General features: G+C 55.3%; 26 protein-coding genes. 7 read left to right on the forward strand and 19 right to left on the reverse strand.

The features are described from left to right. Positions 1–71 precede the first annotated feature (71 nt). The 16 genes from accD to KI617_RS14880 all read right to left on the reverse strand — a co-directional run bounded on the left by accD (position 72) and on the right by KI617_RS14880 (position 16006). Complete coding sequence (gene accD / locus KI617_RS14805; RefSeq protein WP_226447533.1) at positions 72–941, reverse strand: acetyl-CoA carboxylase, carboxyltransferase subunit beta; 870 nt, start codon at positions 939–941, stop codon at positions 72–74. Then, the gene (gene trpA, locus KI617_RS14810; RefSeq protein WP_226447535.1) at positions 938–1744 is read right to left on the reverse strand and encodes a tryptophan synthase subunit alpha; all 807 of its coding nucleotides are present in this window, start codon (positions 1742–1744) and stop codon (positions 938–940) included. Before trpA ends, accD begins: the two co-directional genes overlap by 4 nt. Beyond that, entirely contained in the window at positions 1744–2943 is a 1200-nt protein-coding gene (trpB, locus tag KI617_RS14815; RefSeq protein ID WP_226447537.1) for a tryptophan synthase subunit beta, read from the reverse strand. Before trpB ends, trpA begins: the two co-directional genes overlap by 1 nt. Further along, a complete protein-coding gene (locus KI617_RS14820; protein ID WP_226447539.1) occupies positions 2930–3556 on the reverse strand; it encodes a phosphoribosylanthranilate isomerase in 627 nt (208 codons plus the stop codon). Before KI617_RS14820 ends, trpB begins: the two co-directional genes overlap by 14 nt. Continuing rightward, positions 3553–4341, reverse strand: a complete 789-nt coding sequence (gene truA / locus KI617_RS14825) for a tRNA pseudouridine(38-40) synthase TruA (protein WP_226447541.1) — start codon at positions 4339–4341, stop codon at positions 3553–3555. The genes KI617_RS14820 and truA overlap by 4 nt, the downstream gene beginning before the upstream one ends. Further along, positions 4338–4982 (reverse strand): CbiQ family ECF transporter T component, encoded by a 645-nt coding sequence (locus tag KI617_RS14830; RefSeq protein WP_226447543.1) that lies wholly within the window; start codon positions 4980–4982, stop codon positions 4338–4340. The genes truA and KI617_RS14830 overlap by 4 nt, the downstream gene beginning before the upstream one ends. Positions 4983–4993: 11 nt before the next feature. After that, on the reverse strand, positions 4994–8023 hold the full coding sequence (locus tag KI617_RS14835) for a FimV/HubP family polar landmark protein (protein ID WP_226447545.1): 3030 nt from the start codon (positions 8021–8023) through the stop codon (positions 4994–4996). A 219-nt stretch (positions 8024–8242) separates the two neighbouring features. After that, positions 8243–9376 (reverse strand): aspartate-semialdehyde dehydrogenase, encoded by a 1134-nt coding sequence (gene asd / locus KI617_RS14840; RefSeq protein ID WP_226447547.1) that lies wholly within the window; start codon positions 9374–9376, stop codon positions 8243–8245. 33 nt (positions 9377–9409) lie between these two features. Next, positions 9410–10462 (reverse strand): 3-isopropylmalate dehydrogenase, encoded by a 1053-nt coding sequence (gene leuB / locus KI617_RS14845; protein ID WP_226447549.1) that lies wholly within the window; start codon positions 10460–10462, stop codon positions 9410–9412. A gap of 12 nt (positions 10463–10474) precedes the next feature. After that, positions 10475–11113 (reverse strand): 3-isopropylmalate dehydratase small subunit, encoded by a 639-nt coding sequence (leuD, locus tag KI617_RS14850; protein ID WP_226447551.1) that lies wholly within the window; start codon positions 11111–11113, stop codon positions 10475–10477. Then, complete coding sequence (locus KI617_RS14855; RefSeq protein ID WP_011286627.1) at positions 11113–11328, reverse strand: entericidin EcnAB; 216 nt, start codon at positions 11326–11328, stop codon at positions 11113–11115. Before KI617_RS14855 ends, leuD begins: the two co-directional genes overlap by 1 nt. Positions 11329–11340: 12 nt before the next feature. After that, positions 11341–12747, reverse strand: coding sequence for a 3-isopropylmalate dehydratase large subunit (gene leuC / locus KI617_RS14860; protein WP_226447553.1), 1407 nt, complete (start codon positions 12745–12747; stop codon positions 11341–11343). A 30-nt stretch (positions 12748–12777) separates the two neighbouring features. Then, positions 12778–13965, reverse strand: a complete 1188-nt coding sequence (locus KI617_RS14865; RefSeq protein ID WP_226447555.1) for an MFS transporter — start codon at positions 13963–13965, stop codon at positions 12778–12780. A gap of 40 nt (positions 13966–14005) precedes the next feature. Further along, positions 14006–14272 (reverse strand): YdcH family protein, encoded by a 267-nt coding sequence (locus tag KI617_RS14870; RefSeq protein ID WP_226447557.1) that lies wholly within the window; start codon positions 14270–14272, stop codon positions 14006–14008. 53 nt (positions 14273–14325) lie between these two features. Continuing rightward, a complete protein-coding gene (gene aroC / locus KI617_RS14875) occupies positions 14326–15426 on the reverse strand; it encodes a chorismate synthase (protein WP_226447559.1) in 1101 nt (366 codons plus the stop codon). A 130-nt stretch (positions 15427–15556) separates the two neighbouring features. Further along, positions 15557–16006 carry a CBS domain-containing protein gene (locus KI617_RS14880; protein WP_226447561.1) on the reverse strand — a complete coding sequence of 150 codons (450 nt, stop codon included), beginning with the start codon at positions 16004–16006 and terminating at the stop codon, positions 15557–15559. A 273-nt stretch (positions 16007–16279) separates the two neighbouring features. Here KI617_RS14880 and KI617_RS14885 point away from each other — a divergent pair, with 273 nt between their 5' ends. Further along, positions 16280–16585, forward strand: a complete 306-nt coding sequence (locus KI617_RS14885) for a helix-turn-helix domain-containing protein (RefSeq protein ID WP_226451891.1) — start codon at positions 16280–16282, stop codon at positions 16583–16585. Positions 16586–16624: 39 nt separating this feature from the next. Here KI617_RS14885 and KI617_RS14890 read toward each other — a convergent pair whose 3' ends face one another. Further along, complete coding sequence (locus KI617_RS14890) at positions 16625–17461, reverse strand: radical SAM protein (protein WP_226447563.1); 837 nt, start codon at positions 17459–17461, stop codon at positions 16625–16627. A 44-nt stretch (positions 17462–17505) separates the two neighbouring features. Here KI617_RS14890 and queD point away from each other — a divergent pair, with 44 nt between their 5' ends. The 5 genes from queD to KI617_RS14915 all read left to right on the forward strand — a co-directional run bounded on the left by queD (position 17506) and on the right by KI617_RS14915 (position 22273). After that, positions 17506–17958 carry a 6-carboxytetrahydropterin synthase QueD gene (queD, locus tag KI617_RS14895; RefSeq protein ID WP_226447564.1) on the forward strand — a complete coding sequence of 151 codons (453 nt, stop codon included), beginning with the start codon at positions 17506–17508 and terminating at the stop codon, positions 17956–17958. A 131-nt stretch (positions 17959–18089) separates the two neighbouring features. Then, complete coding sequence (locus KI617_RS14900; RefSeq protein ID WP_226447565.1) at positions 18090–19238, forward strand: patatin-like phospholipase family protein; 1149 nt, start codon at positions 18090–18092, stop codon at positions 19236–19238. A 97-nt stretch (positions 19239–19335) separates the two neighbouring features. After that, positions 19336–19671, forward strand: coding sequence for a hypothetical protein (locus KI617_RS14905; RefSeq protein ID WP_226447566.1), 336 nt, complete (start codon positions 19336–19338; stop codon positions 19669–19671). 334 nt (positions 19672–20005) lie between these two features. Next, entirely contained in the window at positions 20006–21229 is a 1224-nt protein-coding gene (locus KI617_RS14910; protein ID WP_226447567.1) for a tyrosine-type recombinase/integrase, read from the forward strand. 63 nt (positions 21230–21292) lie between these two features. Continuing rightward, on the forward strand, positions 21293–22273 hold the full coding sequence (locus tag KI617_RS14915; protein WP_226447568.1) for a hypothetical protein: 981 nt from the start codon (positions 21293–21295) through the stop codon (positions 22271–22273). A 4-nt stretch (positions 22274–22277) separates the two neighbouring features. Here the strand turns inward: KI617_RS14915 and KI617_RS14920 are convergent, their stop codons facing one another. Together KI617_RS14920 and KI617_RS14925 are read right to left on the reverse strand one after the other, a co-directional pair. Beyond that, a complete protein-coding gene (locus KI617_RS14920) occupies positions 22278–23633 on the reverse strand; it encodes a DUF3987 domain-containing protein (RefSeq protein WP_404826725.1) in 1356 nt (451 codons plus the stop codon). Positions 23634–23736: 103 nt separating this feature from the next. Next, entirely contained in the window at positions 23737–23949 is a 213-nt protein-coding gene (locus KI617_RS14925) for a hypothetical protein (RefSeq protein WP_226447570.1), read from the reverse strand. A 540-nt stretch (positions 23950–24489) separates the two neighbouring features. On the opposite strand from KI617_RS14925, the gene KI617_RS14930 reads away from it, so the two are divergent. Continuing rightward, a complete protein-coding gene (locus KI617_RS14930; protein ID WP_226447571.1) occupies positions 24490–25578 on the forward strand; it encodes a YagK/YfjJ domain-containing protein in 1089 nt (362 codons plus the stop codon). Positions 25579–25591: the final 13 nt, after the last annotated feature.

Consider the following 25591-nt stretch of genomic DNA (forward strand, 5'->3'; position numbering starts at 1 on the left):
GGGATTCAGGATCAAGCAGGCAAGCGCACACGCCAGCGGGGCTGGCAAACTCGATCCTAGCCACTCGGCTTTCAAGCGGCAGCCGGCAATTTTTGCAGCAGGGCCAGAACGCGGGCGACCTGATCGCGCAGTTCGCGACGATCGACGATCATGTCGATGGCGCCCTTTTCCAGGATGAACTCTGAGCGCTGGAAGCCTTCCGGCAGTGTTTCGCGCACGGTCTGTTCGATCACACGCGGGCCGGCAAAGCCGATCAGCGCCTTCGGTTCGGCAATCACCACATCGCCGACAAAGGCGAAGGACGCGGAAACGCCGCCCATGGTAGGGTCGGTCAGAATGGAGATGAAAGGCAGGCCAGCCGCAGAAAGCTTGGTCAGTGCAGCCGTCGTCTTGGCCATTTGCATCAGCGAGAACAGACCTTCCTGCATCCGCGCCCCACCGGAGGCGGTAATGCAGATAAAGGGCGTTTTCTGTTCGACCGCAGCCTGCACGCCACGGACGAAGCGCTCGCCGAGCACCGAGCCCATCGAGCCACCCATGAAGTCGAACTCAAAAGCCGCCGCAACAACCGGCATGGTCTTGATGGCACCTTGCAGCACAACCAGCGAATCGCTCTCGCCCGTGGACTCATTGGCTTCCATCAGGCGATCCGGGTACTTCTTGGAATCCTTGAATTTCAGGCTATCGACCGGCAGAACCTCAGCGCCAATCTCGAAACGACCTTCCGAATCGAGCAGCAGATCCAGCCGCTGGCGTGAGTTCAGGCGATTGTGATGGCCGCACTTGGGGCAGACCTGCAGATTATTTTCCAGATCGGTGGCGTAAAGCACCGCCTCGCAGGACGGACACTTGCTCCACAAACCTTCCGGCAGGTTGCCGCGGCGCTGGGGGCCTTGTTCACGCTTGATCTTCGGGGGCAGTAGTTTGGTCAGCCAGCTCATTTTTTCACCTCATCGACACCACGGCGAATGTCTGCGACCAGGGTTTTCACATTGGCGCAGGCTGTTTCAGCCGTCGATTTTTCAATTTCTTCGATAATCCGGCTGCCGACGACCACGGCATCGGCAATAGCGGCGATGCGCGCTGCAGTTGCCGCATCGCGGATGCCAAAACCAACGCCTACCGGCAGACCGGTCTTTTCGCGGATCAGCGGCAAGCGCTCGGCCACCGCTTCGACGTTCAGCGCGCCGGAACCGGTCACCCCGGCCAGCGAGACGTAATAGACGTAACCACTGGCGATTTCGGCAACATGCGCAATGCGCTCGGCCGATGAGGTCGGGGCCAGCAGGAAGATCGGATCCATGCCCTGCGCCTTCATGGCGGCACCAAAGGCGGCTGCCTCCTCCGGCGGGTAGTCCACAACCAGCACGCCATCGACGCCAGCCTGAGCGGCGGCGGCGGCGAACTGCTCCAGACCCATCGCTTCAATCGGGTTGGCGTACCCCATCAGCACAACGGGTGTCTTGCCATCAGTCTTGCGAAACTCAACCACAAGTTGCAGCACCTTGCGCAGCGTCATCCCCTTGGCCAGTGCGCGCTCGGAAGCACGCTGAATGGTCGGGCCATCGGCCATCGGATCGGAGAACGGGACACCCAGTTCGATGACATCGGCGCCGGCTTCAACCAAGGTATGCATCAGCGGCAGGGTCAAGGCGACATCCGGATCACCGGCAGTGATGAAGGGAATCAGCGCCTTGCGGCCTTCGCCATTGAGGCGGTCAAAAGCGGACTTGATGCGCGACATCAGAAAACGATCCCGGATTTTTCGGCCACGGTATGCATGTCCTTGTCACCCCGACCGGAGAGGTTGACCAGCAAAATCTTGTCCTTGGCCAAGGTCGGCGCCAGCTTGGCAGCATAGGCCAGCGCGTGGCTGGATTCGAGTGCCGGGATGATGCCTTCGATGCGGCACAGGGTATGGAAGGCAGCCAGCGCTTCACTGTCGGTGACCGGCTGGTACTCAGCACGGCCCAAATCCTTCAGCCAGGCGTGTTCCGGGCCGACGCCCGGGTAGTCCAGACCGGCCGACACCGAATGCGTCTCGATGATCTGGCCATCTTCATCCTGCAGCAGATAGGTGCGGTTGCCGTGCAGTACGCCGGGCACGCCCGCCGTCAGCGAGGCAGAGTGGCGACCGGTTTCCATGCCGTCACCAGCGGCTTCGACGCCAATCAGACGAACGCCCTCGACATTGATGTACGGGTAGAAGATGCCCATGGCGTTGGAACCACCGCCGACGCAGGCAATAACGGCATCCGGCTGGCGGCCGGTCATTTCCGGCATCTGAACCAGACATTCTTCGCCGATGATCTTCTGGAAATCGCGCACCAGCATCGGGTACGGGTGCGGACCAGCCACCGTGCCGATGATGTAGAAGGTGTTGTGGATGTTGGTCACCCAGTCGCGCATCGCTTCGTTCAACGCGTCCTTCAGCGTCTTCGAGCCGGACTCGACCGGGACGACGGTGGCGCCGAGCAATTTCATGCGATAGACGTTGGCGGCTTGACGCTTGACGTCCTCGCTACCCATGTAGACCACGCATTCCATGCCGTAGCGGGCAGCAACCGTCGCGGTGGCGACCCCGTGCTGGCCGGCGCCGGTTTCGGCGATGACACGCGGCTTGCCCATGCGTTTGGCGAGCATGGCCTGGCCGATGCAGTTATTCACCTTGTGGGCGCCGGTATGATTCAGGTCTTCGCGCTTCAGGTAAATCTGGGCGCCGCCGAGCATTTCCGACCAGCGCTTGGCGTGGTATATCGGCGACGGCCGGCCGACGAAATGCTTCAGCTCGTATTCGTATTCGGCCCGAAAAGCCGGGTCGGCCTGTGCAGCCTCGTAGGCAGCCTTCAGTTCATCAAGCGCGCCAAACAGCGTCTCGGCCACGAAAACGCCACCGTAGGGGCCGAAATGGCCCTTGGCGTCGGGGAAGTTATATTGACTCATCAGCTTTCCGTACTGCCGCCACGAAGGCAGCGATTTTCGAGTGATCCTTGATTCCCTTGCTCATTTCGACTCCGGAAGACACGTCGACCGCCACCGGGCGCACGCGCCGCACGGCATCACCGACATTGTCCGCGGTCAAACCGCCTGAAAGCACCAGATAGCCGGGCAGGTCAGGCGGAATCAGCGTCCAGTCGAAGACATGACCACCGCCACCGTAGCCCTCGACAAAGGCATCCAGTAACAGCCCCCGGGAATCGGAGAACGAGCTGGCGAATTCTACCAGATCAAGCCCCGGCCTCACCCGGGCCGCCCGCAGATAGGGGCGGGAGAACTGGCGACAATACGCCGTATCTTCGTCGCCGTGAAACTGCAAGATGTTGATCGGCAGGGCACCGCAGGCAGCCTGAACAAGCTCGGGCGTTTCATTGACAAACAGGCCGACGACATCGACGAACGGCGGGATTCGCCTGGCCAGCTCGGCTGCCCGCTGCGGCGTCACATAGCGCGGGCTCGGTGGATAAAAGACAAATCCGATCGCATCGGCACCTACCGCCACCGCCGCATCGACATCCTCTTCACGAGTCAATCCGCAAATCTTGATTCGGGTCTTCATTTCAACATCCCGTCGAGAAAATCATCATCGGGGTCAGGCAATCCCCAATGCGGCTCGTAAACCGGGCCGCGAAAATACAGGCCATCCGGCGAAAACGTCGGCGCCGCCAGCTTGCGATCCTTCATTTGCAACAATTCATCGACCCAACTTGGTGACTGCGTCCCTTTGCCGATATAGACCAGGGTACCGACCAGATTGCGAACCATGTGATGCAGGAAGGCGCTGGCCTCGAAATCAAAAACAAACATGTTGCCGCATTGGCGCACCTCTGCGCGTGACATGGTCTTGATCGGCGACTTGGCCTGACAGTCTGCCGCCCGGAAGGCAGAAAAATCGTGCTCACCGAGCAGTCGTGCGCTAGCCGCCTGCATCACAGCCAAATCCAGCGGCCAGTGAAACCAGCCCACCCGCCCCTGCCACAAGCCGGGACGTTGCGGACGGTTGAGCAGCAGATAGCGATAGCGCCGACCTCGGGCACTGAAACGGGCGTGAAATTCTGCGGCCACCGGCTGCGCCCAGCGCACGGCCACGCCTTCCGGCAGATGCGAATTGACACCACGAACCCACGCGGTCAGCGGACGCTCAACCAAAGTATCGAAATGGACAACTTGATGCGTTGCGTGAACCCCCGCGTCGGTCCGCCCCGCGCAGAGCACACCGACCGGCCCACCCGCAATCCCGCGCAAGGCGGCTTCCAGCGCATCCTGCACCGTTCCGCCGCCAGCCTGACTCTGCCAGCCATGGAATGCGGTACCGCAGTATTCAATCCCCAGCGCAATTCTCACAACAATACCGCTCCCATCAAGCCGATAACCGCCATCCCAAGCACAACAGCGTCCCGACCGGACCAGGGCAAAACTTTCAGATGAAGCACCTCAGGTCCGCCGGCCAGCACAGCGTCGACCGCCAGCATTCGCCGCCATGCCCCCTTTTCTGGAACCGTTTGCAGATTTTCGAGAACCAGCGACAAACGAACCACCAAACGCTCGATATCCAGCCCCAGCGTACGGAAAGGTTTTAGCAAGTACCACAATCCACCGACCATTCCATCGCGGTCAGCATTGACAAAAAGCCAGGCCAGACAGGCCAGCATGATCAGCAGTCGAGCCGCCTGCAAGCTGGCTTCGGCGATCCCCTCGTAGGTTGGCGCCCACGGCCAGTCCTGCCATGCCTCACCCGGCGTGTTGTAGGCCAGAATCAGCCACAGCGTCAGCAGCAACCAGCGAGCCCGGCGCACATATGCCAGCCAGCGACCCAGCGAAGCCGGCGCCAGCACAAAAACCCCAAGCCACAAAAACGCCAAGCCGGCGTATCCGACAAACTGTAAGCCCAGAACAGCAGCCAGCCAGACGATCAATGCACAAGCAGGATGCAAACCGGGCTCCCAAAATGCACACAGCCCCTTGCGGGGCCATGTGCCGATCACAAGCCTGAATTTTACCCGCCTATTCGGCCGAGTATCGTACGTGCCTGCTCAACCAGATCAACCGAGCCTTCGCCAACCACTTCCTGCAGAAGCTCGCGCGCCCCTTCGAGATCGCCCATTTCTTCATAGGCCTTGGCCAGATCAAGCTTGGTATTAACCTCTTCCCACTGAGCATCGCGCGGAGCCACATCATCAGCCGGCGCCTCCTCAGCGGCTGCCGTTTCAACTGGCACCGCGGCCGGCTCGGCGGACAAATCCAGGTTGATCGAACCGATATCGAAATCAGGCGGGACCATCGGCTCCCCAAGGAACATGGAATCGGTCAACTTGACATCGAACTCAAGCGAGTCGGCATCGACAAGACCTGGATTGACCACCGTGCTGGACAGCGCAGGATTATCGTTTTCACTGCCAAAATTCAGAATATCGGCACTAACCAGGGTATCGGTTCCGGCCAGCGGATTGACGATTGTCTGGGACATCAGCGTATCGGTATCCACCACCCCGCCACCGATTGCAGGTGCCTCAGCTGACGGCTCTTCGTTCGTCGTGATACCCGGCTCACCATCGGCACCAACCCAGGTGCCCAATCCAACGTCGAGATCTTCATTGTCGGTAGCCGACGGCATGACCAGCGTCCCCTCCGGAGAAAAGTCCGGTGAAGAAACTGCTGGCGGCTCGACAACATCAAAGCCAAAATCAACGTCAGCTTCGAGATTGTCGAATGCCCCTTGCTGATCAACCACTGTCGCAACAATCTCGGGTACAGGCTCTTCACTGCCGAGGTCGAAATCCAGTGCATTGGAATCAGTGCCAATTACCGCATCGAGATTCAGCGCTTCATCGGCCGGCGCTTCAGCCGCAGCCTTGATCGCCGGAGCAACAGTCTGTTCGCCCAGATCGAAATCGAGCGTCATGGCATTAGAACCCAAGGAGATGTCAGCAACCGCAGGAACTTCTGCGACGGGCTCGCTTGGGATATCTGTCGCTTTCGGCAAGACCATCGTGTCCCGCTCGAAATCATCAGGCAAGCCGATCTCCGGCAAAGCTTCTGGCTCTTCAGGAATCAGAGGCAACTCTTCCGGCATCGCCTCCGACAGACCGAGTGCCGCGACCGGGGCAACAACCATCGTTGCATCACCAGCCTCCGACTTACGCGAATTGGAGTACAAGGGATTATTTGGATCAAGCCCCATCCCCAAAGCAGCAACCTTTTCCCAGTCCGGCCCGATACCAGCCGTCTGCGCATACAACTCGCTGGCCAGCGTTTCGAACTGCTTCAGACTGCGCCGGTTGGCATAGATTTCAAGCAGTTTGGCGTGAATCGCTGTCCGCTGCGGATCCTTCTGAAGCGCTTCAAGGAGAATTTCCTCAGCCTGGGTATCGCGGCCATACGCCATATAGACATCAGCTTCGGCTACCGGATCAACTTCATCGGTATCAATGGTCCCCGGCCCGGTCTGGCTGAATTCACCAGTTTGCGGCGGCGTATTACCTGTATCGACACTCTGCCCACCGGTCATGCGGAAGACTGAGTTGGGACCGAGGCTGGATGGCATCGGCGCGGCTGTTGTTTCAAGCGCAGAACTTTGGGTGCGGCGCCGCTTGAGCAGGAAATAGCCCGCCAGTAGCGCCAGAATGCCCCCGCCACCAAGCAGAGGAAGCGGATCATCAAGCAACGATTCCTCCTCGACAGCCGGTGCGGGCACTGGAGCCGGCGGCGGGGTTACCGCTTTCGGTTTTTCTTCGACCTTCGGTGGCTCAACGGGTTTGACCTCTGCGGGCTTGGCCGGCTCGACAGGCTTGGTCTCCTCGACCACCTTCGGCGGCTCAACCGGCTTCGGTGCCTCCTCGACTTTAGGCGCTGCTTTGGCTGCCTCGACGGGCTTCGGCGGCTCGACCGGTTTTACCACTTCAGGCGCCTTCGGCTCCTCTTTTTTGACCGGCTGCTGGAGTTCGGCCAGCTTCTGGTTCTTCATTTCCAGAAGCTTCTGCAACTCATTGACGTTCTTTTCGAGGACCGCCATCCGATCCTGCGCTTCCTTGAGGGCTTTGTCCTTGGCAACCTGGTCGGCAGCTTCAGCAGCCTTCGCTGCCGCCGCCCCCTTGGCTGCCGCATCGGTGCGCGCCACCTTGACCTGATCCTTGGACTGCTCGGCAGGGGCAGTCTTTTCTTCTACCTTGGCAGTGATCTTGCCGGAGCTGGCCTGGGCACCAGCACTTTCATCCTTGGCTGGCGTCTTGGCGGTGGATGCTGCCAACTTCTGGCGATAGGCATTCCAGTCAGCCGCCTGAGCGACATAAATCTTCTTGGCTTCAGCCGGAGAAACCGCCTCAACCGCAGATTTTTCCGGAATATTCAAAATGGCGCCTGACTTCAGGCGATTGACGTTCTGTCCGATAAAGGCATCCGGATTGCTCTGGAACAAGCCAATCAGCATCTGCTCGAGTGACACACCGTCGTATTTTGATTCGTCGGCAATCTTGCGCAGCGTTTCACCCTGTCGAACAACCCGGGTTCCGTTGTTTTCCGTGGCTGTCTTCGGCTCGGCCGCCACCTTTGGCGCAGGTGCCGGACGCGCCGCCGCCCTGACGGGTGCCGGCCTGTCATCGGCCGCACCGCCACCGCGCACCGTTTCGACAATCCGCGCCTCCGCAACCGGGCGTGACGCCTGAGTGGCGGCTATTTCCGGAGGATCAAGCAGGAAGGTATATTCCCGGACAAGGCGACCGGCCGGCCAGTTCAACTCGACAAGAAAATCGAGGAAAGGCTCGTTGATCGGTTTGGCCGATGACACCTTGACCACGGATTGTCCGTTGGCACGTTTTTCAACCGCAAAACGCAGATCAAGGAGGACAGTGGCGAAATCTACCCCAGCCTGCTTGAAAGCATCCTGCGGCGCAAGACGAGCGGTCATCCCGGCCAACTCATCCTTGGTGGCCCCGATATCGAGCTCAGCCCGCAGGGGCTGCCCCAACGCCGATAGCACGGTCAATTTGCCTAGCCCAGCGGCCTCGGCAAACCATGGGGCAAGCGACATGCATGATGCGACGGCAAGGGCTGCCGCACGCTTTTTGAACTTGGTGTGATTAGTTTCGTTCACAGCGAAACCCTGAGTGTGGAATTTGGGACTTTCAAATTAACATCATGTATTTAGCAATGCAAGCTAAACCGACTTCTAATCAGTTGCCTTTTTGCATATTCCCAACAAATAAAAAACCGGGGTCGAAGCCCCGGTTTTTTTGCCCAGAAAGAGCAATCAGGCGTCGAGCAGGATGCGCAGCATGCGACGCAGCGGCTCGGCAGCGCCCCACAGCAGTTGGTCACCGCAGGTAAAGGCGGCCAGGTATTCCGGACCCATCGCCATCTTGTGCAGACGGCCGACCGGTACGGTCAGCGTGCCGGTCACGGCAGCAGGCGTTAGTTCGCGCTCGGAGATTTCGCGATCGTTCGGCACCACCTTGGCCCACGGATTGGCCTTGGCCAGCATGTCGCTGATTTCGTCCAGCGGCACATCCTTCTTCAGCTTGATGGTCAGCGCCTGGCTATGACAACGCATGGCTCCGATACGCACACACAGGCCGTCGATCGGAATCGAACCCGGCGAACGGAAAGCCGGACGACCGAGAATCTTGTTGCATTCAGCGCCGCCCTTCCACTCTTCCTTGGACTGCCCACCATCAACCGGCACATCGATCCACGGAATCAGGGAACCAGCCAGCGGGGTATTGCGGAAGTTCTTCTTCGGGAAGGCATCCGAACGAATGGTTTCGGCCACCTTGCGATCGATATCGAGAATGGCCGAAGCCGGATCAGCCAGCAGATCGGCCACTGATGAATGGATAGCCCCCATCTGGGAGATCAGTTCACGCATGTTCTGCGCGCCAGCACCGGAAGCGGCCTGATAGGTCATGGACGTCGCCCATTCGATCAGGTCATTCTGGAACAGGCCGCCGAGGCCCATCAGCATCAGGGAAACCGTGCAGTTGCCGCCGATCCAGTTCTTGCCGCCCTTGGCCAGCGAGTCCTTGATCACGTTCATGTTGACCGGGTCGAGCACGATCACGGCGTCATCGGCCATGCGCAGCGCCGAGGCGGCATCAATCCAGTGACCGTTCCAGCCGGCAGCACGCAGCTTCGGGAAGACTTCCTTGGTGTAATCACCGCCTTGGCAGGTGATGATGATTTCGCAAGCTTTCAGGGCGTCGATCGAAGATGCATCCTGCAACGGCAGGGAAGCTTCCTTGCCGCCGAATACCGGCGCCTTGCCACCAGCGGCAGAGGTCGAAAAATACACCGGATCGATGTGGGCGAAGTCGCCCTCTTCCACCATGCGCTGCATGAGGACCGAACCAACCATACCGCGCCAACCAACCAGACCAACCTTCTTCATGACATCACTCTCCGTGAAAAATCTGTGCTCTTTTTACAGCGCCGCCAGCACGGCGTCGCCCATTTCCCTGGTACCGACCTTGTTCGTGCCACGCTCGTAGATATCACCCGTACGATAACCCTGCGCCAAAACCTTTTTGACTGCGTTTTCGACACGAAGTGCCTGCTCTTCGAGACCAAACGTATAGCGCAACATCATGGCGGCCGACAGGATCGTCGCCAGCGGATTGGCGATGCCCTGACCAGCGATATCCGGCGCCGAACCGTGCGACGGTTCGTAAAGCCCCTTGTTCTTGTCATCCAGCGAAGCCGACGGCAGCATGCCGATCGAACCAGTCAGCATCGAGGCTTCATCGGACAGGATGTCGCCGAACATGTTGCCGGTGACCATCACGTCAAACTGCTTCGGCGCCTTGACCAGTTGCATGGCGGCGTTGTCGACCAGCATGTGGCTGAGTTCAACGTCCGGGTAATCGTGAGCAATTTCGATCATCACGTCACGCCAAAGCTGAGTGCATTCCAACACATTCATCTTGTCGACCGAGCACAGCTTCTTGCCGCGCTTCTGAGCTGCCTGGAAGGCGACATGGCCAATCCGGCGGATTTCCGACTCGCTATAGACCATGGTGTTGAAGCCGACGCGTTCGCCGTTTTCCTCACGCACGCCGCGCGGCTGGCCGAAGTAAATATCGCCAGTCAGTTCTCGGATGATCAGGATGTCCAGCCCGGCAACGACTTCCGGCTTCAGCGTCGAGGCGTTCGCCAGTTCCGGGTAAAGAATGGCCGGACGCAGGTTGGCGAACAGGTTCAGGTCCTTGCGGATGCCCAGCAGACCACGCTCCGGGCGCTGCTCGCGCGGCAGCGTATCCCATTTCGGGCCACCAACGGCACCGAGCAGCACTGCGTCAGCGGCGCGGGCCAGCTTTTGCGTCGCTTCAGGGTAAGGCGTACCGGTCGCATCAACCGCACCACCGCCCAGCAAAGCCTCTTCCATCTCGAACTTCAGATCGAGAGAATTCAGCACACGCACCGCCTGGGCGGTAATTTCAGGACCGATGCCGTCACCCGGCAGAACACAAATCTTCATCTTTATTCCTTGTCAGGAGAACAGCCAGGGCTGATCAACACGGCGCTTGGCCTCGAATTCACGGATTTTTTCGGCGTGACGCAGGGTCAGGCCAATGTCGTCCCAGCCATTGAGCAGGCATTCCTTACGGAAAGCGTCAATCTGGAACGGGATACCATGCCCGTCCGGACGAACCACCGCCTGAGCTGCGAGATCGACCACCAGCTTGTAGCCCGGCGTCGCCTCGACCTGCTTGAACAGCGCTTCAATTTCGGTGGCTGGCAGCACGATCGGCAGGATGCCATTCTTGAAACAGTTGTTGAAAAAGATATCGGCAAAAGACTCGGCGATGATTGCCTTGAAACCGAAATCGAGCAGCGCCCACGGAGCATGCTCGCGCGAACTGCCACAACCGAAATTAGCACGCGTCAGCAGCACCTCGGCGCCCTGATAACGCGGCTGGTTGAGCACGAAATTCGGGTTCTTCGGCCGGCCGGAATTATCCTGTCCGGGTTGACCGACATCCATGTAGCGCCATTCATCGAAAGCATTCGGGCCAAAGCCTGAACGCTTGATCGACTTCAGGAACTGCTTCGGAATGATTGCATCGGTATCGACGTTACTACGGTCGAGCGGAGCAACCAGACCTTCCAGACGCACAAACTTTTCCATTAATTCACCACCTTCTGCACGGCCTCGCCACCCTTCTTCAGGGTCTCGCCGACCACTTCGCCAGTCTTGTTCAACGCACCGCCTACCGCCTCTCCACCTTTCTGGAGAGCCTCACCGGTCTTCTCGGCACCGATCGCCACGTCTTTCTTGACGCCTTGCGCGGTGTTGCACCCGGCAAAGACCAGAGCCAGCAGCAAAATTGAAATCGAACGCATGACCATCACCGATTACAGGACGTCCCGGACATCCGCAAAACGACCGGCAATCGCCGCCGCCGCCGCCATCGCCGGGCTGACCAGATGAGTACGACCACCCGGGCCCTGACGGCCCTCGAAGTTCCGGTTGGAGGTCGAGGCACAACGTTCGCCCGGCTCCAGACGGTCGGCATTCATCGCCAGACACATCGAGCAACCCGGCTCACGCCATTCGAAACCGGCCGCCACGAAGACCTTGTCCAGACCCTCTGCCTCGGCCTGGCGCTTGACCAGACCGGAACCTGGCACAGCCAGTGCCAGCTTGATGTTGGCGGCGACATGACGTCCCTTGAGTACCGATGCGGCTTCACGCAGATCTTCAATGCGGGAATTGGTACAGGAGCCAATGAAAATCTTGTCGACAGCAATCTGATTGATTGGCGTATTGGGATTCAAGCCCATGTACTGCAGCGCCCGCTCCATCCCCTCGCGCTTGACCGAATCAACTTCCTTGGCCGGATCGGGCACCACGGCATCCACCGAAACAACCATCTCAGGTGAAGTACCCCAGGTCACCTGCGGGCGAATGTCTTCGGCCTTCAGCGTGACAACGCGGTCGAACTGGGCGCCGGGATCGGAATGCAGGGTGCGCCAGTAGGCGACGGCACGGTCCCAGCTCTCGCCGACCGGCGAGAAAGGACGTCCCTTGAGGTAATTAATCGTCGTGTCGTCGACCGCCACAAAGCCCAGACGTGCACCGCCTTCGATGGCCATGTTGCACAAGGTCATGCGACCTTCCATGCTCAGGCCACGGATGGCGCTACCGCCGAATTCGATGGCGTAGCCCGTGCCACCGGCCGTGCCGATGGTGCCGATAATGGCCAGCGCCACATCCTTGGCGGTCACGCCCTTGCCGAGCTTGCCTTCGACAGCGACCAGCATGGTCTTGGAGCGCTTCTGCAGCAGGCACTGGGTGGCCAGCACATGCTCGACCTCGGAAGTGCCGATACCATGCGCCATGCAGGCAAACGCACCATGCGTCGACGTATGTGAGTCGCCGCAAACGACCGTCATGCCGGGCAAGGTGGCACCGTTTTCCGGGCCGACGACATGGAGGATGCCCATGCGCGGATCCTTGAACGGGAAATAGGCCAAGGCACCGACCTCGCGGATGTTGGCATCCAGCGTTTCCACCTGTTGACGGGAAATCGGATCCTTGATGCCTTCGTCCCAATGATCGGTCGGCGTATTGTGATCCGGCGTCGAGACAATGGAGGAAACGCGCCACGGCTTGCGGCCAGCCAGCTTCAGGCCTTCGAAAGCCTGCGGGCTGGTCACTTCGTGGATGAGGTGACGATCGATGTAGAGAAGCGCCGTGCCATCAGCTTCCTGATGCACAACGTGGTTCTCCCAGAGCTTGTCGTAAAGGGTCTTCGACATGGAACTTTTAGTGAGCCGTAAAGCATTGAATTATTGCACAGGATCGCTGGTTTTTTCCCGTTCCGAGGCTTCGAGTACCGCATTGCCGCCAACCCAGCCCCAGATCAAAATCAAACCAATCAGTGCGAATACCGAGCCAAGCGTAAAAGTCCAGCCCGACCCCAGCCACTCCCAGGTTCGCCCGCTGATCAAGGCACCAAGCAGGCCACCGGCACCAAAGGACAAGCTGGAATAAAGCGCCTGCCCGCGCCCCTGAGCCTTGCCTGGAAACCATTGATTGACGGCGGCAATCGAGGACGCGTGATAGGCGCCAAAGGTCAGGCCATGCAGCAACTGGACGAAGACCATGACCGCTGCAGACTCGACGCCCCAGCCCATCAACAAGAACCGTATGACTGCTGCGGCAAAGCAGGCGAGCAAAATGGTCCGCAATGAAAAATGTTTCGACAGGCGGGCCATGAACATGAAAACAATAATTTCCGCCACCACGCCGAGCGACCAGAGCAAGCCAACCTCTGTCTTCGAGTAGCCATGGGCATCGAGGTGGATCGAGTAGAAAACATAGAACGCCCCGTGCGCCGCCGACATGGCAAAACAAGCCGCCATCAGCGCCACGACCTTGGGCTGTCGGAGAATGTCGCCAATCGGCTGGGCGTCCCGGGCATGCGGGATTGGTGGCGCCTCCGGCAAGGTCAGCGCATAGACCAGGATGCCAACCAGGATCACCCAGCACACCCAGAGCACAGCAACCGGCGGCGCCACGTCGAGCAAAGCCCCCGTCGCCATGACGGCGGCGATGAAACCGATTGAACCCCACAGACGAATGCGACTGTAACGACCGCGTTCTTCACGCAGATGGTCAAAAGTCAGCGTCTCGACCAATGGGAGCGCTGCGCTCCAGAAGAATGCCAATACAGCCATCGCAACCAGCATGGCGGGCAATTTGTCGAGCCAGAAAAATGCGGTGAAACCAGCCAGTCCGATGGCACCCGCCAAGCGAATGATCGCCACGCGCTGACCAAAACGATCAGCCAGCCAGCCCCACAGATTGGGGCCAAACAAGCGCATCAACTGCATCTGCGACATCAGCAGACCGATGTCCCAGGCAGAAAAACTCAGGGATTGGAGATAGAGCCCAAAGTAGGGCGAGAACGCGCCGATGAAGGCGAAGTAGAAAAAGTAGTAGCCCGAGAGGCGCCAGTAAGGCAAAGCATGCATCCGGCGATTTTACCGGATGCAGCGTCAGGCAAAGGCGCTATCAGGCCTTGACGGATTGCTGGCCGGCGCGAAAGGCGAGCAGCAGATGGTAGATCTCATCCTTCAGTTTGACGCGCTGCTTCTTCATGTCTTCGATGGTGAAGTCAGCAACCGGCATGTCGTGCTCTTCCAGATCCTCGACCTTGCCGGTCAGACGGTTATAGGAAGCGAACTGCCGGGCAAAATAGGCGTTGCCGGACTTGAGCGCATCAATCCCGTCCTTGAATTCCGGAAACTCCTGATACAGATCGTGGTGATCAACTTGCATATTTTCTCTCCCTATTGCATTGACCTGCCGCCAACGCGGCAAAAACAGAAATATTACGCGATTTTCCCGGCAATGCGCGGTGTCGCGCATACCACATCACCGCACTGGGCGCGGTGACGCAAGGCGTGATCCATCAGCACCAGGGCCAGCATGGCTTCGGCAATCGGCGTCGCACGGATGCCGACACAGGGGTCGTGGCGACCTTCTGTCGCCACTTCAATAGCCTCACCCTGCCGATTGATCGAGTGCCGCGCCTGAGCAATTGACGAAGTCGGCTTGATCGCCATATTGACGATGATGTCCTGACCCGTTGAAATGCCGCCGAGCACACCGCCGGCATGATTGGTCGCGAAGCCCTGCGGCGTCATTTCGTCGCCGTGCTCGCTGCCTTTCTGGGCCACTGAATCAAAACCTGCACCGACTTCGACGCCCTTGACGGCATTGATGCCCATCATCGCGTAGGCGATCTCGGCATCGAGCCGGTCGTACACCGGCTCACCCCAGCCTGGCGGCACGCCGATGGCGGTCACAGTAATCTTGGCACCCACGGAATCCAGCGACTTGCGCAGGTTGTCCATATAGGTTTCCAGTTCCGGCACGATGGCGGAATTCGGCGCAAAGAAGGCGTTGTCGTCGATATGCTCAGCCGAAACAAAGGGAATCTCAATCGGACCAAGCGCGCTCATCCAACCGCGAATCGTCACCCCAAAGCGTTCGTTCAGCCACTTGCGGGCAATCGCCCCGGCCGCCACACGCACTGCCGTCTCGCGGGCCGACGAACGACCGCCCCCGCGATAGTCACGAAAACCGTACTTCTGCGTATAGGCATAGTCGGCATGACCAGGACGAAAAGTATCGGCAATGTTGCCGTAATCCTTGCTGCGCTGGTCCTGATTACGGATCAGCAGACCAATCGGCGTGCCCGTCGTCTTGCCCTCAAAGACACCGGAGAGTATCTCGACGGTATCCGGCTCGCGGCGCTGCGTCACATGGCGAGACGTGCCGGGCTTACGGCGATCCAGCTCGGCCTGGATATCGGCCTCGCAAAGAGCCAGCCCCGGCGGACAGCCATCAACCACGCAGCCGATCGCCGGGCCATGCGACTCACCAAAAGAAGTAACGGTAAATAAAGTGCCAAATGTATTGCCGGACATGGATGGACAGGATTTTGATCAGGGCATTGAGTTTATCACGCCGTGAAATTCGGCTGCCTTTTGCCGCCAAACTCCAGCGCACCAATAAAAAAGAGCGGCCAGAGCCGCTCCAGTTCGAACTATCGCCGCATCAGGCGGCAGGCGTTTCGCCCGGCCAATTCTTGATATAGCTTTTCAGCATCTTGTTCTCGAAACTCTGCTCTTCAAGCACCGCCTTGGCGACATCGAGAAAGGAAATCACGCCCATCAGCGTCTCACCATCCACCACCGGCAGATAACGCGAGCGCTTTTCGATCATCAGGCGGCGCAGGTCATTGGCCTCCATGTCGGGAAAGGCCGTCACCGGATTAGCCACCATGACATCACCGACCGTGATGCCCTCCGGACTCGAAGCATGCTGCTTGAGGGCCAACAGGACCTCGCGGAAGGTCAGCATCCCGACCATCTTTCCGGCTTCCATCACCACCAGTGACCCGACATCAAGATCTGCCATGGAGTCAATGGCGACAGCCAACGACTGCTGTGGCGTCACCGTAAAAAGCGTGCCGCCCTTGACGCGAAGGATTTCCCGAACCTGCATCGCCTTCTCCCGACTAATGTTTGATTGACCGGATTGATCTTAGAGCATCCGCCGAAATTCGGGAAGAACAATGGCACCCCACCGGGAAGAGGCAGTCAAACGTAAATGCAAGACTATCAATCGCATAAAAAATCATCACCGCATTTACCGATTTTAATGAAATTGGCACTTGCACAACGTCATAGGCATATATATACTTTGTCGTATTACCTAAGTCATACGCCGCTAGGATGCTTGGGTAACCCTAATACACTAGCGTATGGAGAATGGATGATGAGCACTGTAAAAACCATCGAGAAGATCGACGCCCGCGAAATCCGCCGCAAGCTCGGCCTCAACCAACAGCAATTCTGGTCCACCCTGGGCGTTACGCAGAGCGGTGGCTCACGCTATGAAAGCGGTCGCAGCATGCCGAAGCCGGTGCGCGAACTGCTGCGCCTGGTTCACGTCGAGCAGGTCGACATCAAGAACATCAAGCGTGACGACTGGGAAGTGATCGAGTATCTCAAGTCGCAGGAACCCGAGCTGTTCAAGTCCCTGAAGAAATCGGCTCGCAGCCACGCAAAAAAAGCCGCTTGATTAGCGCCCGAACGTGGGCGTCAAGCGCAATGGCGGGCATCACGGGGAGACATTGACCCGGATGCCCGTTTCTTTTTCTATCTGCTCGCCAAAAGCCGCCAAGTCGGCGACTGGCAAGGCGCTCAGACGCGGCGCAGCTGGCTGCAAGGAAGGCCTGGCCAGGCCATAGAGGTGCACTCCAGCCAACTTTCTGGCCAATGGACGCAGGAAATCACAATAAGCCATTCGTGACTCAGCCGAAGGCGCAATGCCATCCAGCGCAAACCAGCAGGTTTGAACCCAAGAGGGGGCCAGACCAGCACAAATCTCCAGGTTTTTCGCCACTTTTTCCGGAAGCCCGGGCACACCGTTGATTTCAGCGATCTCGCTCGCGCTGGCACGGTCAAGCTTGAACCAGACCTCACCCCCGAGTTCCGCCAGACGCTGGATACCCGATTGAACCTCGGCGCGATGCATCAGACTGCCGTTGGTAATCAAACGCACTACCAGTTTGCCGACCTGACCGAACCTGTTCAGCACTTCACCAACCCGGGCAACCGCTTCCGGAAACTCAGCGGCACTGGTCGGCTCACCGTTGCCGGAAAAAGCCACGTCCATCAGTCGACGCGCTTCTGGCGGAACCTGCCGCTGCATGAAGTCGCCATGCAAGGCATCGTCGAGAAAAGTAGCCAACTCGACTTCCAGACGATTCAGATCGATCGGTGGTGGCCCACCGCGGGTCAGGTTCTCGACCTGGCAATACAGACAGGCCCAGTTGCACGCATTGTTGGGATTGAGATTGATGCCGATCGACACCCCGCCGGCGCGACGCGACATAACGGGGTAGACGTAGAGCAAACCGGCACTATCCCGGCGGTGATCATCGATGGAGAGCATGGCGCATTGTATAATCTGCGACCGCCTTGTCGAGCAATACGCCCATGTTGATTACCCGCCGTCTCGAATTCGATGCCGGGCACCGCATCCCCGACCACAAAAGTCAGTGCCGCCATTTGCACGGGCATCGTTACGCCATCGAAATCACGCTATCAGGTAGCGTCATCGACAAAGCCGGCGATGCGGCAAATGGCATGGTGATGGATTTCTCGCAGGTCAAGGATCTGGCCAACACCCACCTAGTCAACGAATGGGACCACGCCTTCCTCGCCTACGCTGGCGACAAGGCTATTGTTGACTTCCTGTCGTCGCTCCCCGGCCACAAGACGATCATCCTCGATCGCGTGCCGACCGCTGAAAATCTGGCCCGAATTGCCTTCGAGCGACTTGATACGGTTTACCGGGACACCTACGGCAATCACCTTCAACTTGAGCAGGTCAGACTCTACGAAACGCCCAACTGCTGGGCCGACGCTTTACGCACCAAGCTGGATTGAGCCGAAAAACATCTCCCCTTATACTGCTGAAATAGAGCAAAGGCATCACCGGATGCCGGGGAGCGTGAGATGCAGAAGAAGACCGCCGATAAACGCGGGACAGCCTCACCCAAACGGGGCACCGGATCGCCATGACCCAGCCCCCCGGCAACACCCCCAACACAGCGCTGGTGCTAACCGGCGGCGGAGCGCGAGCGGCCTATCAAGTAGGCGTTTTACTGGCCGTTGCCAAGCTCTCCAACAACCGACGACAAAACCCCTTCCCCATTCTCTGCGGCACCTCGGCCGGGGCCATCAACGCTGCCAGCATCGCCTGCCTGGCTGACAACTTCGGCAAGGCCGTCTCGGTTCTCGCCTCCTTCTGGCGCAACATGCATGCGGGTGACATTTACCGCGCCGACCCTCTGGGTATAGGCCTTTCGGGCGCGCGCTGGCTATCCACGCTGACCATGGGCTGGCTGCTCCGCAACCCGCCACGCTCCCTGCTCGACAATGCCCCGCTTCGCGAACTTTTGAGTCGACACCTCGACTTCCGCGGCATCGAACGCTCCATTGCCAATGGCGCCCTGCACGCTCTAAGCATCTCGGCCTCGGGTTATGAATCGGGCGACAACATCAATTTCTTTCAGGGCAATCCTGAGGCCCAACCATGGCGCCGTGTCCAGCGCATTGGCATCCGCGCCGAGATCGGGGTCGACCATCTGCTTGCCTCAAGCGCTATCCCGTTCATTTTTCCTGCCACCAAAATTCATCGCGAGTACTTTGGCGACGGATCGATGCGCCAATTGGCGCCAATCTCACCGGCCATCCATCTTGGCGCCGAACGCGTCCTGATCGTCGGCGCCGGCCGCAAGAATGAACATCAAGAAAGGCGGCGCGTCGATGGCCACCCCTCGCTGGCTCAAATCGCCGGCCACGCACTTTCCAGCATTTTTCTAGATAGTCTGGCCGTCGACATTGAACGGATGCAGCGGATAAACCGCACCCTATCTGCCATTCCACCCGAAACCAGAAAAGTCAGCGACATCCCCCTGCGCCCGATCCGCACCCTGATCATTTCCCCATCCGAGCGACTGGAGCGGATCGCCACCGAACACACCAATGCCCTGCCTTGGGCGATGAAGATGATGCTTGGTGGAATAGGCGGCATGAACCGCCGCAACGGCACGCTGACCAGCTACCTCTTGTTTGAGAAGCCCTATACGCGAGCTCTGATCGATCTGGGCTATGCCGACACAATGGCCCGCTCACAGGAGGTCGGTGACTTCCTGGATCTCTAGAAGCGAAGAACAGCGAGCTGACCGAAACTCGCCTGCTTGCCGCGTTGACTCATCAGATTGAAACTATCCGCCCATCCACCTCAAAAAAGACCGCTCCATGGAACAGTGCCTCCCGGAAGACCACCCCGACATGATCCGAATCGTCCAAGCCGCACATCACGATATCAGGCCGCAAGCGACAACGAAGCAATCGAACTCTTTGGCAAATGCGCTCACCATGGCCTTGGGTAACACGGCAGGCAGTGACGAAGATCTGGAAAATATCGAATTTCTGATCCATTTCCTATCCGTCAATCGAGCCTCAGGCGCAATCGACGATGAAGTCTTCGAACGATTGCTGCAGCAGATCAAGACAAAAGAGGGCAGAACCGACCTGACCGCTCGCTTCACCCAGGAACTTGAATCTGAACACGGATACGAAGATGACGATTGAACAAGGCGTTGCCGATCAGGGCGGCAAGCCGGCAACTCCGAATTCAGAGTAAATGACCTGTTGAAGGTCCGATCAGACCATCTCACTACATGTCATCGCAAACGATGGGGGAGGTGATGGGTGGAATATTCTATCCACCCGAAATCCCTCGCAGAATAAGGGATTTTGGCGGGTCCGGTGACCGCCAATTTATGATCCATAGAAATCCACCACAGTTCAAAACAACGCTCTATCAAATTGATTTTATTGTATTTAAGTACCCGAAAGCCCATTAGACTCCAACCCAATCCGACACATTATGGCATACTGATCGGCATACTGTACGGAGTGTGCCATGGCAATCCTAAGCGACACAAAAGCCCGCAACATCAAGCCCGATGACGGACAAATTGCACATGGCGGCGTAACTGGCCTTATCCTCATTCCAGCAAAGACAAAAGGACATGGGAAATGGGTATTGCGCTTTGTGAGCCCCGTAACAGGGAAACGTCGCAACGCGGGCCTGGGAAGCTACCCCGAAACAGGAATAGCGGAAGCAGGCAAGCTCGCAATGGGTATGCGCGAGAAAATTGCTGCTGGCACAGATCCTCTCGAAGCAAAAAGGAACGAAAGCAGCAAGCCAATCACGCCCACTTTTCAAGATGCAGCAAAAACTCTACATACCGAATTACTACCTGGCTGGAAAAACGAGAAGCATGGACAGCAATGGATCAACACGCTAACAAAATTTGTCTTTCCAGAAATCGGGGCGCTACCACTAAATGAAATTCAACCACGACACATTGCGGATGTGCTTCGACCAATCTGGTTAAGTAAAGCTGAAACAGCTGGACGTGTAAAACAGCGAATTCATGCCGTTATGTCGTGGGGATGGGCGCACAGACACTGCTCCGCCAATCCTGTTGATGTAGTACATCACTTATTGCCACAACGCCTGGGTAAAGCTGCTCGAACAAAACATCAACCCGCAATGCCATGGCGGGAAATACCCAAATTCATTTCCGAAAAACTAAGGGTAACTGGTAGCCACGACCAGACACGGCCCATGTTGGAATTGCTGATTCTTACTGCAGTACGCTCGGGTGAAATACGAGGCATCCGCTGGTCTGAGGTAAATCTTGACGAGGGGATTTGGACTATTCCTGCAGAACGAATGAAGGCAAAACAAGCGCATCGAATTCCACTTTCAAATCGAGCAGTAGATATCTTAAAAGCTCAAAAAGGTTTACATAAGGAACTCGTTTTCCCATCCCCTCGCGATCAAGTCGAGTTATCCGATATGATCCTTACATCGTTTCTGCGCAGAGAAAAAGCCCTCAGCGACACAGCAGGCCGTGTTGCTACCGCCCATGGCTTCCGAAGTTCTTTCCGTGATTGGTGTAGCGAACAAGGGTACGCACGCGATCTTGCAGAACGAGCTTTAGCTCACACGGTGGCTAATAAAGTAGAAGCGGCCTATCACCGAACAGACCTACTTGAACAACGCCGTCCGATGATGCAAGCATGGACTGATCATTGCGCACCAAAGGGACAAGTCGATAATCGGATCAAAGACTAAAACAAAGTTTAAATAAAAATGAATTCAATTATCAGCCTGAAAGAGGCTCAAAGCAGATCCAAGATGGATAAAAATAGCCTCCATCGCTGGATTAACCGGGAGAAAATCCCCCTGTATTTCAAAGTTCCCGATGGCAAAGATACTTTCATCGCTTCTAGAAGATTCTTGAATTTACTTATCCGCGGTGCAACAACAGCCGAACTCCGACTTCACAACCTAAGCGGCGGAATAGAACAAGCCGAAGCCGCCCAAGGAATTGTTTGGCTGAGAATCCCCGCGAGCCAGTACGAGACACTATTTGCAAGCAACCATTGCCTTCTTCATTACTTCTCCGAAGGTCTTCAACCATCAAAAGACGGCTTAAAACTAGTCAAACCTCAGTTCGGAAAACAACCCGCTTCTGGTATTGAGCCATTTGCATTCGATGCGATTTATTGCTTGACCGACAAATTAAACTTGCCGCCAGCAGCACAATTTATCCCGCTAGACGAAGTCTACATTCAATCTGAAACGCTAAACTCACCAACTAGCATTGCGTCTAATCTAGTGCTCCCAGTATATCGATACGCATCTAAAAAGCTTGAAATAGCCTTACAGGTCTGGAGCGACATCTGGAAAAATAATTATGAAAAAACAAATGATAAAGCACTAACCGAAAGAAAAATGCTCGACAAATTAAAAATAAAATCATGTATTGCCGCAAAAAATGAGCTCGAAAAAATCTACCGATCTGAATATTATACTGGTGAAAAACTAAAGAACCTAGATATCGCCATATCAGAAATAATTCGCCCTGAGTTCACAACAGGTCAATCCACGCAATGGTTTGTCTCTCCGATTAGCAGAGGAATTATTGCCATGATCGAGGCTAGCGATTACTTTTGGGCCAATCTCGACATTAAGCAATATGGCGAAAATTTCGAGCGGAGTGATATTATAGAATTCCTAATTAGGGAACATAACCTAAACGTAACCGCTGCAGAAAAGGCCACGCGTATAATTCAGCCAGATAACATTACTCGCGGCAGAAAAAGCAAGTTGTAATCTGTTAGATAGGCGGAAGTAGTTGCTGTTGGCTATTAAATATTGGGGAGTTAATAAATAAAGCCGTTAATTGAATTATTTCACCGGAACCGTGATTTATTCTTATGATCTTTCCCTGATTTTCCAAAATATTCAAGGCACCAATGAGTTTGAATTTATTGCCCCGGATCGGTCTTGGTGAAAGTCGCTGCAACACTGGAAACTCCCAATGCCAGCAATTACACTTAAGGTACCAACGCCGCAAATGGCCTTCCAAGCGAATCGCATCACGCTCCGGTTCCAGCATCTGAGCATCCTCAGAAAACATTCGCACGAATTCGCTAGCGTGCCATTTACAAATCTCAAAAGCAGCCGACAACGTCTCAGCACTTATTTCTGAATTGCCATGCTGGAAATATTGCCAATTCGCAGCCATTCGTGCTGCATTGTTCGCTACCCGACCAGCAAATTCCGGCACAGAAAATAATCCACCCCCTGGTGCCATCGCTGCCTCAATGGAGTTTCTTACATCAATCCAAAGCGAGCGTGCTTGAGGAGAAAACGACATCGTTATTTTCTTCTTGTTCAGATTCTTAAAATAGGCAGATTCGCTCAACACATCGTAGACGCGCTGATTGAATGCATCCAACCCATCCGAGTTTATCGCCTCATCATAAATGAATCTACGACCACGCTGCGGCAACGGATAAGCAGGTAAAAACCGAGGAAGAAAGCCATTTCCAATTAATTGGTGGTGCTTATCCTCGAGCAGATCACTAAAAGGCTTCGGCTGTATCATGACGTTCATCGTCGTCAATGCACCTTGTACCGAATAGCTCTTCAGATTTGGTGAGCCGTACCCAAATACTATTCGTTCGCCAGAAAAGCTTTTTAAAAGCCACGGAATATTTGGTCCGGCCTTACTATTTAATACGGAACCCCCTTCGGGTGAATTGACAAATACAAACTTACTTTTCAATGCCAAACTGCTAATAAGCGCCTTTGCATCGAAACTATCAAGACTTAGGCAGTGTGAAATCGGCGGAATCGGTTTATTTAAGTGGTGATCAATTAGCAGTTCATTAATATCTTCAATATCCTCATCTTGACTAGCCAAACGACTTAAGCGATTTCTCAGACCGTCACGTTCGGCACGCCACGTATCTAGTTTTGCTGCATAGCGTTTGCAATGATCTTCATCGCGGGCCGTTATTTCAATGGCAAAGCGATCAAACCCACTCCCGAGTAGTTTGCTCACCATATCCTTTCCTTCGACGCTGCCAGCCACCGTAAGCATCCACAAATTCGTCGTTGATACACCAAACACAGGCACATCGACTTCAATACTGGACTGCACAGCTGCCGAGACCACTGCTTGCATGCATTGCACAGTAATCTCATCAGCGCATTTCAATCTTGTCCCCACGTTGCACCCTGCTTGATAAAACAGGGATGGAACTGAATATATTGGGCACAGCAAGGGATTAGCGTTCATTGGCTTTAACCTTGCGTTTCGACTCTATCCACAAAACAATTTCGCGATGCCAATAGCGTACAACTCGCTGTGAAATGTAAATCCTATCGGGCACGCTTGGATCAAATCTCGGGCTACGTGGGTTTTGAACATCAAACCAATATGCCTTGCTAAATTTTCCGATTTTTACAACTTCATCGTTGCAAACCAAATAATCGTCCATTTGGATCACCTCCTCAAAAATAAACAAAGAGGAGCCACCATAAATTCACCAAAATTGATTGCAAAACCGAAAACACAAACAAACAGCCAAAAACAATCGACAACCTATTGATCTTAAACGACAAGTTTGTCAATCAAAAGCATGCGGATATAAGCACAAGCAAAAACAACGCTGGCTACTATGGCTACGATAGCCGGAATAGCCACCATTTATTTGTAGCCACGGCCAACTAGACTGACCCTAGAACACTAAACACTGGCCATCGCAATACTCACACATAATATGAGTAACTTGTACAAACCACATCACTAAAATACCTTAGAAAAACACAAAACAAATATTACTTAACACATCAATAGATATTGATAACTTTGTACATCCACTGCAACCAAATCAAACAAGACAAAAACAATCCAAAACAATCAATTTGTACACCAAAACACATTCAAAACGCACGACATTCAGAATATGAATAATTGGCGATTTAAATATAATTAAATATATATTTATATCAAACAACATCAATCATGGAATATCAAGATGACTAAATCAGAAAACCATGAACACTCAAGAGTTCAAGAACTGTATCGCAGGATGGCATACGAAGCCGGAATCAATACTGACTGCACGATCGATGTGCATAGTGAATCGCCAGGCGGATACTCACACCGAGATTATATTTTTGAACTATTAAAGATTGAAGACTTAGTCAATCTCATCACCTCAAGCAATCTTCTCGGATTTTCTATAAAGGATATCAGAAACGGAAAACCAATCCTGATACGACATCCGTTAGCCAAATACTTTGGCTCAATTACTGAGTTATTCGAACTTGTTTCATCAGAGTACGAATACAGTCCGAACGTAGAGCTATTCTTTAAAAGCTGCTTTAAGTTGGAGCTTGGCAAAGAATATCTGCGAAGTCCTCTTGCCTATGGAGCCAGACCGATTAGGCAGTTTGAAATTTACAATGAATTGATTGAGCTCATACGAACTGAGTCGAGAACTCAGAAGTTTCGATCCAGAGTTTCATCTCAACGATACAAATCAGCTCACAGACTTGAAAGTAGCAAAGATCTTATTAACGAAGTTTTTGAGAACTACGCAAGCGTTGAAGCATTGCGAATTGATTTCGCTTTCAAATACCCAGAAGCTGAACATATAACAGCAGAACAAGCCAGAGCATGTTTTAAGCGATTCCTAAACAATCGCAGGCATAACAAAGCGCTATTTAAATACTTTATAACATACATTTGGAAACTGGAATGGGGGCCAGATAAGGGATATCACTTCCACCTTATTTTCTTTTACAACGGCAGGTATGTCTGCAATGATTCCTACTGGTCAAATCAACTCTGCAAGTACTGGGAAGAAATAACCAAAGGAATCGGCCAATCACACGATTGCAATCGGGATAAGGATCGATACATTCGACGGGGAATAGGAACCATCACCCGTAAGAACGATGCGAAGCGAAAGATCCTAGTTGAAGATGTCGTTGGTTATCTGACCAAGACCGATCAGTGCTTGCATTTGAAAAAGTTGGGAAAGGATAGATGCTATGGCATGGGCAAAGTACCTGAGAAATCTAATGCTGGAAGGCCACGCGATGAAGAGGAGAAAACCTGAATCAGTAGCCGTC

The organism is Ferribacterium limneticum, from assembly GCF_020510625.1.
GTDB classification, from domain to species: domain Bacteria; phylum Pseudomonadota; class Gammaproteobacteria; order Burkholderiales; family Rhodocyclaceae; genus Azonexus; species Azonexus limneticus_A.

What these genes read in the sequence shown, in the direction of transcription:
- accD (WP_226447533.1), bottom strand. Translation starts at nt 941, where the DNA reads ATGAGCTGGCTGACCAAACTACTGCCCCCGAAGATCAAGCGTGAACAA.
- trpA (WP_226447535.1), bottom strand. Translation starts at nt 1,744, where the DNA reads ATGTCGCGCATCAAGTCCGCTTTTGACCGCCTCAATGGCGAAGGCCGC.
- trpB (WP_226447537.1), bottom strand. Translation starts at nt 2,943, where the DNA reads ATGAGTCAATATAACTTCCCCGACGCCAAGGGCCATTTCGGCCCCTAC.
- KI617_RS14820 (WP_226447539.1), bottom strand. Translation starts at nt 3,556, where the DNA reads ATGAAGACCCGAATCAAGATTTGCGGATTGACTCGTGAAGAGGATGTC.
- KI617_RS14835 (WP_226447545.1), bottom strand. Translation starts at nt 8,023, where the DNA reads ATGTCGCTTGCCCCATGGTTTGCCGAGGCCGCTGGGCTAGGCAAATTG.
- asd (WP_226447547.1), bottom strand. Translation starts at nt 9,376, where the DNA reads ATGAAGAAGGTTGGTCTGGTTGGTTGGCGCGGTATGGTTGGTTCGGTC.
- leuB (WP_226447549.1), bottom strand. Translation starts at nt 10,462, where the DNA reads ATGAAGATTTGTGTTCTGCCGGGTGACGGCATCGGTCCTGAAATTACC.
- leuD (WP_226447551.1), bottom strand. Translation starts at nt 11,113, where the DNA reads ATGGAAAAGTTTGTGCGTCTGGAAGGTCTGGTTGCTCCGCTCGACCGT.
- KI617_RS14855 (WP_011286627.1), bottom strand. Translation starts at nt 11,328, where the DNA reads ATGCGTTCGATTTCAATTTTGCTGCTGGCTCTGGTCTTTGCCGGGTGC.
- leuC (WP_226447553.1), bottom strand. Translation starts at nt 12,747, where the DNA reads ATGTCGAAGACCCTTTACGACAAGCTCTGGGAGAACCACGTTGTGCAT.
- KI617_RS14865 (WP_226447555.1), bottom strand. Translation starts at nt 13,965, where the DNA reads ATGCATGCTTTGCCTTACTGGCGCCTCTCGGGCTACTACTTTTTCTAC.
- KI617_RS14870 (WP_226447557.1), bottom strand. Translation starts at nt 14,272, where the DNA reads ATGCAAGTTGATCACCACGATCTGTATCAGGAGTTTCCGGAATTCAAG.
- aroC (WP_226447559.1), bottom strand. Translation starts at nt 15,426, where the DNA reads ATGTCCGGCAATACATTTGGCACTTTATTTACCGTTACTTCTTTTGGT.
- KI617_RS14880 (WP_226447561.1), bottom strand. Translation starts at nt 16,006, where the DNA reads ATGCAGGTTCGGGAAATCCTTCGCGTCAAGGGCGGCACGCTTTTTACG.
- KI617_RS14885 (WP_226451891.1), top strand. Translation starts at nt 16,280, where the DNA reads ATGAGCACTGTAAAAACCATCGAGAAGATCGACGCCCGCGAAATCCGC.
- KI617_RS14890 (WP_226447563.1), bottom strand. Translation starts at nt 17,461, where the DNA reads ATGCTCTCCATCGATGATCACCGCCGGGATAGTGCCGGTTTGCTCTAC.
- queD (WP_226447564.1), top strand. Translation starts at nt 17,506, where the DNA reads ATGTTGATTACCCGCCGTCTCGAATTCGATGCCGGGCACCGCATCCCC.
- KI617_RS14900 (WP_226447565.1), top strand. Translation starts at nt 18,090, where the DNA reads ATGACCCAGCCCCCCGGCAACACCCCCAACACAGCGCTGGTGCTAACC.
- KI617_RS14905 (WP_226447566.1), top strand. Translation starts at nt 19,336, where the DNA reads ATGGAACAGTGCCTCCCGGAAGACCACCCCGACATGATCCGAATCGTC.
- KI617_RS14910 (WP_226447567.1), top strand. Translation starts at nt 20,006, where the DNA reads ATGGCAATCCTAAGCGACACAAAAGCCCGCAACATCAAGCCCGATGAC.
- KI617_RS14915 (WP_226447568.1), top strand. Translation starts at nt 21,293, where the DNA reads ATGGATAAAAATAGCCTCCATCGCTGGATTAACCGGGAGAAAATCCCC.
- KI617_RS14920 (WP_404826725.1), bottom strand. Translation starts at nt 23,633, where the DNA reads ATGCAAGCAGTGGTCTCGGCAGCTGTGCAGTCCAGTATTGAAGTCGAT.
- KI617_RS14925 (WP_226447570.1), bottom strand. Translation starts at nt 23,949, where the DNA reads ATGGACGATTATTTGGTTTGCAACGATGAAGTTGTAAAAATCGGAAAA.
- KI617_RS14930 (WP_226447571.1), top strand. Translation starts at nt 24,490, where the DNA reads ATGACTAAATCAGAAAACCATGAACACTCAAGAGTTCAAGAACTGTAT.